The sequence below is a fragment of the Ruminococcus sp. D54t1_190329_F1 genome (assembly GCF_015551645.1).
GTDB classification, from domain to species: Bacteria; Bacillota; Clostridia; order Lachnospirales; family Lachnospiraceae; genus Blautia_A; species Blautia_A faecis.
This window is the reverse complement of sequence record NZ_JADNDC010000011.1, coordinates 104,924-117,313: the sequence shown is the minus strand read 5'-3', so window position 1 is coordinate 117,313 and position 12,390 is coordinate 104,924. Positions and strand designations below refer to the sequence as shown.

Annotated in this window: 13 protein-coding genes; 8 read left to right on the top strand and 5 right to left on the bottom strand. The window is 43.6% G+C overall.

Going from position 1 to position 12,390, the window contains the following annotated elements; translation table 11 throughout:
- Positions 1-346: 346 nt before the first annotated feature.
- The 4 genes from I2D69_RS07065 to I2D69_RS07050 are packed head-to-tail and all read right to left on the bottom strand — an operon-like array spanning position 347 to position 4,821.
- The gene (locus tag I2D69_RS07065; RefSeq protein WP_148461068.1) at positions 347-1,576 is read right to left on the bottom strand and encodes an enolase C-terminal domain-like protein; all 1,230 of its coding nucleotides are present in this window, start codon (positions 1,574-1,576) and stop codon (positions 347-349) included.
- Positions 1,573-2,385, bottom strand: coding sequence for an SDR family oxidoreductase (locus tag I2D69_RS07060; RefSeq protein ID WP_148461067.1), 813 nt, complete (start codon positions 2,383-2,385; stop codon positions 1,573-1,575). The genes I2D69_RS07065 and I2D69_RS07060 overlap by 4 nt, the downstream gene beginning before the upstream one ends.
- A gap of 15 nt (positions 2,386-2,400) precedes the next feature.
- A complete protein-coding gene (locus I2D69_RS07055) occupies positions 2,401-3,444 on the bottom strand; it encodes a beta-propeller fold lactonase family protein (RefSeq protein WP_195379656.1) in 1,044 nt (347 codons plus the stop codon).
- Between the two features lie 30 nt (positions 3,445-3,474).
- Positions 3,475-4,821, bottom strand: a complete 1,347-nt coding sequence (locus tag I2D69_RS07050) for a glycosyl hydrolase family 28 protein (protein WP_173773973.1) — start codon at positions 4,819-4,821, stop codon at positions 3,475-3,477.
- A gap of 229 nt (positions 4,822-5,050) precedes the next feature.
- On the opposite strand from I2D69_RS07050, the gene I2D69_RS07045 reads away from it, so the two are divergent.
- From I2D69_RS07045 to I2D69_RS07010, 8 genes are all read left to right on the top strand, one after another.
- Positions 5,051-5,824 carry a GntR family transcriptional regulator gene (locus tag I2D69_RS07045; RefSeq protein WP_195379655.1) on the top strand — a complete coding sequence of 258 codons (774 nt, stop codon included), beginning with the start codon at positions 5,051-5,053 and terminating at the stop codon, positions 5,822-5,824.
- Between the two features lie 34 nt (positions 5,825-5,858).
- Positions 5,859-6,791 carry a transglutaminase-like domain-containing protein gene (locus tag I2D69_RS07040; protein WP_195379654.1) on the top strand — a complete coding sequence of 311 codons (933 nt, stop codon included), beginning with the start codon at positions 5,859-5,861 and terminating at the stop codon, positions 6,789-6,791.
- A gap of 76 nt (positions 6,792-6,867) precedes the next feature.
- Entirely contained in the window at positions 6,868-7,911 is a 1,044-nt protein-coding gene (locus I2D69_RS07035; RefSeq protein WP_195379653.1) for a type II secretion system F family protein, read from the top strand.
- A gap of 21 nt (positions 7,912-7,932) precedes the next feature.
- Positions 7,933-8,283, top strand: a complete 351-nt coding sequence (locus I2D69_RS07030; protein WP_195379652.1) for a hypothetical protein — start codon at positions 7,933-7,935, stop codon at positions 8,281-8,283.
- Positions 8,280-8,768: a DUF4860 domain-containing protein gene (locus I2D69_RS07025; RefSeq protein ID WP_195379651.1), complete on the top strand. Its 489-nt coding sequence runs from the start codon at positions 8,280-8,282 to the stop codon at positions 8,766-8,768. The genes I2D69_RS07030 and I2D69_RS07025 overlap by 4 nt, the downstream gene beginning before the upstream one ends.
- 61 nt (positions 8,769-8,829) lie before the next feature.
- Positions 8,830-9,291, top strand: a complete 462-nt coding sequence (locus I2D69_RS07020) for a hypothetical protein (RefSeq protein ID WP_195379650.1) — start codon at positions 8,830-8,832, stop codon at positions 9,289-9,291.
- Positions 9,288-9,836, top strand: coding sequence for a hypothetical protein (locus I2D69_RS07015; RefSeq protein ID WP_173717896.1), 549 nt, complete (start codon positions 9,288-9,290; stop codon positions 9,834-9,836). The genes I2D69_RS07020 and I2D69_RS07015 overlap by 4 nt, the downstream gene beginning before the upstream one ends.
- Before the next feature lie 4 nt (positions 9,837-9,840).
- Entirely contained in the window at positions 9,841-10,911 is a 1,071-nt protein-coding gene (locus I2D69_RS07010) for a PilT/PilU family type 4a pilus ATPase (protein WP_195379649.1), read from the top strand.
- Between the two features lie 268 nt (positions 10,912-11,179).
- On the opposite strand, the gene I2D69_RS07005 is transcribed toward I2D69_RS07010, so the two are convergent.
- Positions 11,180-12,373 carry a site-specific integrase gene (locus I2D69_RS07005; RefSeq protein WP_195379648.1) on the bottom strand — a complete coding sequence of 398 codons (1,194 nt, stop codon included), beginning with the start codon at positions 12,371-12,373 and terminating at the stop codon, positions 11,180-11,182.
- Between the last annotated feature and the right edge of the window lie 17 nt (positions 12,374-12,390).

The following is a 12,390-nucleotide window of genomic DNA, read 5'->3' as shown; positions in this document are numbered from 1 at the left end:
CTCCAGAACTGTTTTTTGAATGGAGTATAGCAAAAAAGCAAGTAACTGTAAACTATTATTACTAGATGGATACTATACTAGTATAATTTTATTTTCCGCCAACTGAGCATTTTCAGTTGTCTGGTTCGTTTTTGGTAACGTTTCCGGTATTGTTACCGGTAACGTTTCCGGTGATATTTGAATCATATCATACTCACCAATTATTTACAACATTTTTTTTGCTTTATTATTATTTTCGTATGTATTCACAATATTTTTTGTGCATTTTTATACGTTTTGCACAATATTTGTAGGAGTAGACAATCCACCTCCACTGCCTACAAATACTGTAACAAAGCGAGTGTATTTACGGTCTTACTGCTGTTCCATCTGGAAGCCTTGGCAGCATCCAATCCCATGTGACAACCTCTTCGCTGCACGGATACTCAGCTGCTGCTTTTTCATCAATATCCACACCAATTCCTGGTTTCCCATTCAGATACAGATATCCGTCCCGCATTTCCGGAATTCCGGTAAAAATCTGATGTAAGGCAATTGCACCTGCATCTTCAGACAGGGTATTGGTGTCAGCCCATTCCTGAATTCCAAAATTCGGAGAAGCCATATCCAGATGGATATTTACTGCGTGACCAATCGGAGTAAGGTCTATTGGTCCATGCCATGCAGTTCTTATTCCAAATGCATCGCAAAGAGCAATCAGTTTACGTGCCGGTGTAATTCCTCCAATCTGGCTTAAATGGATTCTTATGTAATCAATTTCTCTTTCTGTGATAAGATTCAGCCATTCGTTTGGATTGTTAAACAGCTCTCCCATAGCCAGCGGAGTAGTACAATGCTGCCTGATCTGCTTAAACCATCCGCTCTGTTCCGGAGAAAGACAGTCCTCAAGAAAGAACAGACGGAATTTCTCCATATCTTTTGCAAATATCACTGCATCAGAAGGTCTCAGCCTCTCATGTACATCGTGGCAAAGCTCCAGTTCCCAGCCATAGGTTTCCCTGAGGCGCTCAAACAGCTGTATTGTTTTTGCCATGTATGCTTTTGGATCATAATAGCAACCTTCAAAGGAACCTTCCGGCGGCTGATAAGGCATATCCTTTCCGCCATAGCCTCCAACCTGCGCACGGATACAGCGATATCCTCTTTCCTTTAATGCTCCTACTTTTTGCACACAATCCTCTATTGTGGTGCCTTCAGCATGCGTATAGCACGGAACTCCGGTTCTGCATTTTCCTCCCAGTAAGTCATACAGGGGCATACCGGCCATTTTGCCTTTAATATCCCATAATGCCATATCCACACCTGACAGGGCATTATTTAAAACAGGTCCGTTTCTCCAGTAGCTCATTCCTTTTATAGACTGCCAGATATCTTCAATATCAGAAACATCTCTGCCAATCAGGTACGGCTTCAGATATTTTTCCACAGCGGCAACCACTGCCAGATGTCTGTGGGCAAAAGTTGCGCAGCCCACACCATATAATCCCGGCTCACTTGTTTCCACTTTTACTGTCACCAGATTGATTTTCTGCGGCGCACAGCAAATTACTTTTACATCTCTGATCGTTACTCTCATTTTTCTCCTCCCCAGGCATTTTTATCATTTTCTACTTTTTCCGGCATTCCCGGCAGGATCAGTCCTCCGTCAACCCGCAATACTTCTCCGGTTATATAAGCTGCATTCTCACTTGCAAGGAATACTACCGCTCTTCCTATATCTTTGGGTGTTCCATTTCTGCCCATTGGAATTCTTTCTCCCAGACTTTCCCAGAAGCCTTCCAGCTCTGTCCTGCCTTCTGCTTTTATTTCCTCTGGCGTACGGATACAGATAGCTCCCGGAGCCACACAGTTCACACGGATCCCATATGGTGCAAGATCCAGTGCCATAGACTGTGAAGCCCGGTTCACTGCAGCCTTTATGCCGCCGTAAACACAATCTCCCGGATATGCTCTTTCTGCTCTTGAAGAGGTTATGTTGATAATGCATCCTTTAACCTCATGTGCCTTCATATATCTGGCTGCCTTACTGGAAAGTACAAGGTAATTCAAAAGATCCAGATTCAGCATTTTCTGGGTTTCCTCCATTTCAAGGTCCAGAATGGACTGAAACACGGTAACTCCGGCATTATTTACAAGCAGATCCAGTCCGCCCAGTTCCCTGACAGCCTGGTCAAAAAACTTCTCCCCTTCTCCTGCCTGTGCCATATCAGCCTTTGCATACCAGGCAAAGGAACCCATATTTCTTATTTCTTCAGCTGCTTCCTTTGCCTCATCTTCTCGTGTCCGATAGGAAAAGGCAATATCATATCCGGCTGCTGCCAGTTCTCTGATAATTCCACGTCCAATTCCACGACTGGCACCTGTAACGATTGCTTTTTTTCTCATCACAGTTTTCCTCTCTTATTCTATTTTCCCAGACAATACCTGCACAGGTACGGGAACTTCCACAAGCACCCGCTGATTTCCCAGTTCTCCCTCTGATTGCCTGTCAAAAATATATATTTTTCCTGTTTTCTGATCTGCTGCAAGCAAATGCTTCTCACTGCTGTCCAGACAGATACTTCGAAACCATCCTTTCGGAACTACAACTTTTTGTTTCAAATTTAACATTCCATTTTCATCTATGGTAAATCCAAAAATTTCTCCGGTTCCTCTCACAGATGCGTAAAGCATTTTCTCCTCTGCAATACACAGTTCTGCTGCAAGCGTGCCCTCTGGCAACTCCTCTTCCAGGGATATGGTCTGGCACAGCTCCCTATTACAGTAAACAGAAATTGTAAGATCCAGCTCATTTAATACATAGAGATACGTTTTTCCATTTTTCTCCAGTATCCCCATATGTCTCGGACCTGCTCCAGGTCTGACCTCTATGGTTTCTTTTTGCAGAAGCTTTCCCTTATCTGTGCCAAAAGAATAAATCTTATCACACCCTAAGTCAGCTGCATACAGATCTCCCCTATGAAGGAAGCAGGAGTGAATATGAGATGCTTCCTGCCGTTCCGGATCCAGCCCTTTTCCTGTAAAAGAAATTTCCTGTAAAAGCTTCGGGCTGCCGGCTTCTGAAATGTCGATCACCTTTAAATCTCCACTTCCGTAATCAGATACAAAAAGCCTTTGTCCTTTTTCATCCTTTTCAATATGACAGGATGCTTTTCCAGGCATCTGAAGACTTGCCTTTTTCTCTGCTGTAAGACTTTCTTCCTGAACCCCTACTTCATATTCCACAATTTCCGCAGCATTTTCACTTTCACTTACCGCAAAAAGCCGGTTCTTCACCAGACAAACCCAGGAAGGATTCTGCATTTGTATGATAAGAGGAGTTCCTGCAACATCTCCCAGGATTTCATTATACGGAATCAGATAGATACCTTTTCCAAGCTCCTGTTTCTCCAATACAGCAGGGGCATCATGCTGTGTATAGGTTCCGACAAGCAAAATATCCATGCTTTCTTCCATCTCCTTTGTTAATTCCTTTTACTGGAATTTCAGTTCATCTGACAATTCCACAACCATGTGTAATTCACCAGGTGACATCACCTTTTTTCCATGAATTACCACATTGTCAAAATAAAAGCCATGAGGTCTGCACACTTCATTTTTCATCTCAAAGCCACGTATAATGGATACTGGAAAAGTGCCTTCTGTAATTTCAATATTTTTAAAGAAAATATCATTTACCATGCCTCTTTCCCTGTCTCGTGAATACTTGGAATCAAGAGTTTTAATATCAATAAATTTTTCCTGGGCATCTTCAATTCGGATGTTTTCATAAACAATATCATGTACATGGGCACGGTCAGCGTTATGAATTGTCAGTACTCCACCTGACTGATTGCCCTCATACTGGCAATGTACAACATCACAATTTCTGAAAACAACATCTGTAATTTCGTCACATCTGGTTTCATATCCGATTTCAAGTGTGTTTCCAAATTCTGCATTCCAGAACAAGCAATCCTCAACAAGGATATGTTTCACATCTGTGCAGCCTGACGGATCCTGGAATTCCACAGCCTTAATAGATATACAATCATCATTTGCCCTTATAAAGCAATTACGAAGCACTACATTCTCACATCCGACTATATCGACGCCATCTCCTGTGATCACTTTTCCCAGAACATTTACGTCTTCAATCAGAACATTTTTACATGCAACCGGAACAATATGCCAGGAACCACCATCCAGAAGTGTGATTCCGCGTATTTCAATGTTCTCACCCAGTACAGGAACGATCAGCTGCTCTGCTCCATTTTCGTCCCATGCATGCCAGTTTCCTCCATACAGGATTCCATTTCCCAGAATACGGACTCTGTCTGCCATTCTGGAATAGATTCTTCCGCTTACAACTGCTCCGTACTCTATATAAACAGTTTCGTCAGAATTAAGCTGAAGGCATCCCACATTGTAGGCTTTTCCACTTTCAAATACATAAGTGGCATTCTCAGGCTTCGGTATGTATTTTCCAGGAAGAACATAAAGTGGTGACTCCAGTTTATCGTCCAGTTCAAGAGTAATTCTCTTTCCGGCAGGAAGGCTTATGCTGATTTTGTTCCCCTCTTCTTCGAACGGTATCTGTGCAGCTGCAGGACGGATAACAGCCTTCTGAAATGGTTCGTTTACTGTAACTTCTACCTCAGCCTTTTCATTTTCATCCAAGAAAGAAACAAAATCAAAAAATTCCGTATGATATACTCGCTGTTCCTTTCCGTTTATCTTAACCTGATACAGCTCTGATACCGGAATATCTTCCACTGATTTCAGTTCATACAGTGGTTTCTCGCTTATCTTTCGCGGTACAAATTCCTGTTTTTTCATCATTATGTTTCTCCTTTATATTTAATTTATTTTTGAAATTCATAATTATGTTTACAAACATTACTATACAATGTTTTTCTTTTTTAGTAAAGTGTTTTATTTAACAAGATACTTTGCTTTTTTTTATGCATTTTGTATAAGTCCCTCTGTTTTTTCAATTACTGTTTGACTTATTTGTTTGATACATATATACTATAGGTTACTAAACAACCTTATTTTGAAAGGAAACATTATGGAAAAACTTCCTGCATACAAGAAATGTTATAACAAATTAAAATCCGATATAGATAATAATGTTTATCCCATAGGTTCCTATCTTCCCACAGAAGATGAACTTGGAAAAATGTTTTCGGTAAGCCGCACAACCGTCCGGCATGCCATTGACCTTCTGGTTAAAGACAAGCGCATAAAGGTGAAGCAGGGTGCCGGCACACAGGTGATCAATCCCAAAGAACGGGAGCTTACCAATTTCTCAAAATTTCATAACGTAATAGACATACACACTCTGTTTCTGGATGATGCCGCCCTGACCATCAGTGGAACCTGGATTGACCGTATTCCTGCAAGCAACCAGGTTGCCAGAGCGTTGGATCTTAATGAAGGAACAGAAGTCTTCCGCCTTCAAAGAGTGGTTTCCTCCAATGAACAGCCTGTGATAATTCAGACAAATTATATCCGTATTGATTTTTTCCCGGATTTAGATACCTACCGCGAACAGCTTGTAGATCTCTATTACTTTATTCAGAAGCACTACGGAATTAAATTTGAAACCGGTGAAGAACACATCAACATCAGCTCAGCAGATTTCCTTGATGCACAGATTCTCAACATTAAACCGGGATCTCCTATTTTTTTCAACACCAGAACGGCACACTGTTCACTGGGTCCTATGGAATACCTGGAAGCCAGGATCCGTCCTGATCTGTGCCATTTCGTAGTTCGTATGAAGGAACCACCTGCATGGTACGATCTTCCCGAATTTCAAAAATCACTGGAACGTGTTTAAAATGAATGATCAGCTTATAAAAAGGAGCGGCGCTATGTCTAAACGCATTTCAGCCCTTCCGCTTTGCTTGTTTCTATTTTGCCTGCTAATAGTTTTCCCTGCAACAGGCTGCGGTCAGAACGGCAGCTCCGGTTCCAGCGAAGAACCGCCTGTTTTTTCCCCGCTGAAGGTTCTGGTTCCGGAAGCCCCCGGGACAGACACCATAGGATATTCACCTCTGATACTGGATATTTCCAACATCAGCCAGGGATATCTGACTGCTGTTAGTGACAGTAATGGTACCACCAAAAACATCCAGCTTTCCGCAGATGACGGCGTTGTTTATTCTTATTTTGTAAGTTCCGGCGAAAGTGCTGTCATTCCTTTTACCAGCGGAAGCGGCACCTACCAGGTATCCTGTTATGAGCAGGTAAACGGCAGTCAGTATGCCGCACTTTTTGCCCAGGCCCTGGAGGTTTCCCTGGAGAATGAATTTCTCCCGTTTTTGTATCCGAACCAGTATGTAAATTTCACCCCGGACTCAGAAGCTTGCAAGCTGGCTCTTTCTCTTCTGGCAGAGGATGCCACGGAACAGGAAAGCATTGACACCGTTTTCCAGTATGTAACCCAGCACGTCACCTACGACGAGGACAAAGCAGCCACCGTTGAGACAGGATATCTTCCTGACATAGACGAAACTCTCTCTACCGGAAAGGGAATCTGTTTTGATTATGCAGCCCTGATGACGGCAATGCTGCGAAGCCGGGATATTCCCTGTAAGCTTCAGATCGGGTATGCAGGTGACATCAAGCATGCCTGGATCGATGTTTACATACGCGGAAAAGGATGGGTGGAACAGGCAATTACCTATGACGGGGAGAAATGGAACCGCATGGATCCAACCTTTACCGCCAACAGTGAAGATGAAGAGCTTATCAATTCCTATATCGGTGACAGCGCAAATTATACGCTGCAGTTTACCCGATAGCACAACGAAAAAACGCCTCGCAGGTTCATGGATTTTTTCAGGATCTGCCTGATATTTTTTTCAGAGAGGACTTTATATGATTACCAAGTTAAATAATCGGGAGCTGTTCCAATTCTGTGAACAGTTTTCCATCATATTACGTTCCGGAATGTCCGCCATTGAGGGCCTTGCCATCTTAAATGACGACAGCCAGACAGAGCGGGGCAAAGAAATTTTGACCTTTCTCTATAAAGACATGGAGGAATCCGGTTCCCTGGCGCACGCCATGGAGCAATCCGGTGCTTTTCCTGCTTCTGCTGCTGCCTACGTCCGCACTGGCGAAGAAACCGGCTGTCTGGATGAGGTTATGAAGGGGCTGTCCGCTTTTTATGCGAAGGAGATTCAGATCACAGACCAGATCCAGAGTGTAGTCGCCTATCCCCTTGTTATGCTGGGCATGATGACTGCAGTTATTGTAATTCTTCTGGTAAAGGTTCTCCCGGTTTTCCGACAGGTTTTCCGACAGCTTGGACTGGAAATGAGCGGGATCTCCGGTGCCCTTCTCGGAATCGGCGAAACACTTAGCCGCTATTCTACTGCCTTCCTTATTCTTCTGGCCGCGATGATCTGCTTTATCCTTTTCCTGGTTCTTCATCCAAAGGGTCAGGAACTGATCCGTAAAATTGTCTGCCGTTTTCCAGGCATGAAGGAAATTCCGGTAAATCTGGATTACAGCCGTCTTTGTCAATGTATTTCCCTGGGAATCCGAAGCGGACTTTCCCCTGAGCTTTGTGTGGAGCTGGCAGGGGCTGTTGTCTCTCAGACTGAGACCAGGGAAAAGCTTGCTTCCATTCAGAAGCAGCTCGCTGAAGGATATGGATTTACAGAAGCCATCACGGAATCCGGACTTTTTAAGGCTATGGAGCTTCGTCTGATCTCCCTTGGTTTTCAGGCTGGTGCATCTGACGAAGTAATGGAAAAACTGGCTGAGCAGTATGAAGAGAAATCCACAGACTCTGTTTCCCATATTGTGTCAATTTTGGAACCTACTATTGTGATCGTCCTTTCAATTCTTGTAGGACTGGTCCTTCTTTCTGTTATGATGCCGCTGCTGGGACTGTTATCTGAAATGATCGCATAACAGCTGTAAGGGAGAGTGAAAATGGATATATTTGAAACCAGACTCATTCGTGTCAGGCGGATTTTCCGCTTTATTGTTCCAATCCTGTTCGCTGCAGTCCTCTGCCTGATCTTCTATCTTGGAATTGCACGTACACAGACTGATTCCCTGGAAAAAGAACAGGTTACTTTAACGCAGGCACTTGAAGGAGGTGCCATCCGCACCTACGCCCTCACAGGCCGATACCCTCAGAGCCTGGATGAATTGCTTTCGGATTACCATATTACCTATGATTCTGAGAAATTTGTGGTAGAATATGTTCCAAATGGATCCAATCTTCTGCCATCGATCAGCGTACTTCCGGTAAATGCCAGAAAAGGAGGTGCCAGATGAATTCCAGATTCCCCCGGAAGAACCACAGCATTGATTCACTGGCAGCCCTGCTGCTTTTTGCAATGTATGTGCTGTTTCTTCTATTTCTGATGCTTTTTGGTGCCGGGAACTATCAGGCCTCTGTAAAAAGCCTGGACACTAATAACAATCTTTATACGGCAGCCTCTTACATCACTACCAAGTTTCGTCAGCACGATATTCCCGGAATGACCTCCCTTACAGAGCTTCAGGGAACACAGGTTCTTTGCTTTCAGGAAGCTATTGAGGGGAAAGATTACTGCACTTACATTTATTTTGATGGCAGTCATTTAAAAGAGCTTTTTACAGCATCGGATTCCCAGGCCGATCTTTCTATGGGGACCAACCTCGCACAGCTTCAGGATTTCCAGATTGACGCTTTAGAAAACACTTTTTACAGGATCACATTAACGGACACAGATGGACATTGTTCCAGTTTTCTGCTTCATCCAGGGGTTCCTGCCTGATTCGCAGGCTCCTGAATTTGGGGCTGGTCACTTCTGAATGATGTGCTGAAAGGAAGTTTTTATGAAAAAAATCACTACCCATTCCAAATCCGGGCTTTTTCTTATGGAAATGATATTTGTCCTTCTTTTTCTGGGGCTGACCTGCGATGTCTGCGTAAGACTGTTTGCGGCTTCCTACATGGCAAGGGTACATGCCCGGGAGGACTCTCATATCCAGGAGCTTATCACCAGTGCCGGTGAAATTCTGGAAGGAACTGACGGCACTGTCCAAAATTTTCTGGCACTGATGCCAGATGGAGTTGCAGATCAGGACAGTATTTGCTATTATTTTGACAGGCACTGGCAGAATACTTCCGAAGAAAGCGCGGTTTATAAAATGAGGCTTGTCTGCTCTGCTTCTGACAAGGTCAAAGAAGTTCAGGTCACTTTTGAAAAACTCCAGAATGCAAATGAGGAAACCAGTCTTTATACACAAACAATTCGCTTTCCAGTTTTTTCCACAAAGGAGGAAGCAAATTCATGAAAGAAAAGAATCACCTTTTTTCCGCAACTGGAATTCCTTCCCTTTTTCTAATCTTTGGAGTTCTTATGCTGGTGATCCTGTCCTTGCTGGGCTATGGTACTTCCAGGCAGGATCTTCGCGCCAGCAGCCTTTCCCTGGAGCAGACATCAGCTTATTATAATGCCTGCAGTGAGGCAGCTGATTTTTACTCCGAGCTGGTTCAGGCATTGGAAGGATTTAAGGCACAGGCAAAAACAGAGACTGCATATTACCAGCTCGTCTCCGATTATCTGAATTCACAGGAGAATATAGAATGGGATTCAGAGGAACATACTGCTGAATATGCGAAAGCATTTTCCGACACCCAGAGTCTGGCTGTGAAAATTGCTGTATTCCGGACTGACTGTACAGCTGATTCCACTGCTTCTGATAACGTTGCTTCTGATACCATTAATGCAGGATTGGACGTGACCAGCAGCAATATCGCCGGAATCCTCTCCTGGAATACGGTTGTAACTGCAGACTGGAATCCGGACAACAGCCAGTCTGTCTACAAAGGAGAATAATTTTATGGAAGAAAAAGTAAAGGCTTTTCTGGAGCTTGCCACTCAGAAAAAAGCCTCTGATATATTTATTATTGCCGGTCGTCCCCTTTCTGTAAAAATTGACGGAAAGCTCTGTACGCTGGATGGTTTTGAAGAACGGCTCATGCCTCCGGAGACAGATGAATTTATCCGGATCATTTACAAGCTTGCTCACGACCGGAATATAGAGCCTATGCTGGAAACCGGTGACGATGACTTTTCCATGGCTATCCCGGGTCTTTCAAGATTTCGTGTAAATACATACCGGCAGCGTGGTTCTCTTGCCGCTGTCATCCGTATTATTGCATTTGATCTGCCTGATCCGCAGGATCTGCACATTCCTCCGGCTGTTATGGAAGCCGCTGATCTTACCAAGGGAATGGTTCTGATCACAGGTCCTGCAGGAAGCGGAAAATCTACCACCATGGCTTGTATCATCGACAAGATCAATCACAGCCGTGAAGGACATATCATCACGCTGGAAGACCCTTTGGAATACCTGCACAGACATGACAAATGCATTGTCAGCCAGCGAGAGATCTGTACGGATACTGCCAATTATCTGGTTTCCCTGCGTGCCACCCTGCGTCAGAGCCCGGATGTGATCCTGCTTGGAGAAATGCGTGACCACGAGACTATCCAGACTGCCATGACTGCTGCTGAAACCGGACATCTGATTCTTTCCAGCCTTCATACTACCGGAGCTGCCAATACCATCAGCCGTATTATGGATGTTTTCGAGCCCAGCCAGCAGCATCAGATTGCCATTCAGCTTTCCATGGTTCTGCAGACTGTTATTTCCCAACAGCTGGTGCCGGATGTGAATGGACACAATATTCCGGTTTTTGAGATTATGAGGCTTACCCCTGCCATCCGAAATATGATCCGCGACAACAAGATTTATCAGATTGACGGTGTGATTGCCTCTTCCTCCCAGGCAGACATGAAATCCATGGATAACAGCCTGCTGGAGCTTTATCGAAACCGCCAGATCACAAGAGAGACTGCACTTAAATATTCATCTAATCCAGAAATGTTAAAACGGAAGCTCATGTAATGGGCTTCCGTTTTTTTAATATCCGAAGGTTGTCCTGCTGCAAAAAACCTTATAGTTTTTACTATGTGCAGACTATCTTCTATTCCACAATGCTTTATTATAAATTATATATGTCTTTTTGACTATCTTTTTATATCTCCTTAAATGTCCGCAAAGCCTTATTTTATAGGCTCTACGGGCATTTTGCTTTTGTGGTAAACCTCACATATCTAGGTCTATCTTCTTATATTTTCGCTATCAAGCGTGGTTAAAATCGTGGTAAATACTTCTATGCGATTAGACGCTGAACCTCTGATTTTGCGGTATCTATGGACGCATGAGCGTACCAGCTCATTGTGATACTGATATTTGAATGTCCCATGATATACTGTAAATCTTTTGGGTTCATGTTCTTGCTTGCCAGTCTTGTGCAGAACGTATGGCGTAGCGTATGCGGTGTGATATGTGGCAAGGGATTGTCTTTGTGGTGCTTGTTGTATTTCTTTACCATACGGACAAATAAGGCGTTGTAATCAATCGCAACTTTTGGCTTGCCCTTATGATTGACAAATAGGAAATTGCCCCGTCCGTCTATCACAAATGGTTCTGCCTTTGGGCGTTTCTTCATAACCCGTTGAAATGCCTGTATCGTTTCTCTGCTTAATGGTACTTGCCTTATTCCGCTTTTCGTCTTAGGCGTTTCAATATAATAGCCTTGTTCCTTGCTCTTTAGTAACTGGTGGTCGATAATCACAACTTCATTCTTGAAATCAATATCGGCTACTGTCAGTCCGCACAGTTCCGAGATACGAAGTCCTGTTTTTAACAGTATCAGCACATCATCATAATGCTTGTGATACACATTGTCCGCCTTGATGAATGAGAGTAAGGCTTGTTCCTGTTCCTCTGTCAATGCGACTTTTTCTTTGGTATCATTTTCTAGGACTTCACTTAGCTTGAAATCAAAGGGGTTTTTCCTCACATAATCATCTTGTATGGCGATATAGAATGACGCTTTTAACGAGCGTTTATGGTTGTTAATGGTATTGTAGGAAAAGCCTTTGTCTTTCATGCGTAACGCCCATTCTTTAGCGTCAGAGGGTTTGATTGTATCAATGCTCCTAGCACCTAACTTATCCTCTTTCAATAACCGCATGAGTTGTTCCCGTTGTTTCTGTGTGCTTTTCTTCACATTTGCCCTTTGTGCGTTCTGTTTGGCATAGAGTTGGCAAAGCGTCATTTTCTTGCCTGTGCTGTCGATACCGTCCTCAATATCCCGTCTTATCTGCTGTTCCAGTTCTCGAAGTGAGGGTTTTTCCCGTTTTCCCTTTGGTGTAGGGTCTGTTGGTGTCAATCTCCAAGCATACACATATTTTGTGTTTCCAAATGCGTCCACATATTTATATAAGTATTTCCCGTCTGTTCGTTGGCTCTCTCCAGTATGCAGGATACGACCTTTGTTATCCCGTCTTTTTTCTTTCATGGTGTCTGCTCCTTTCC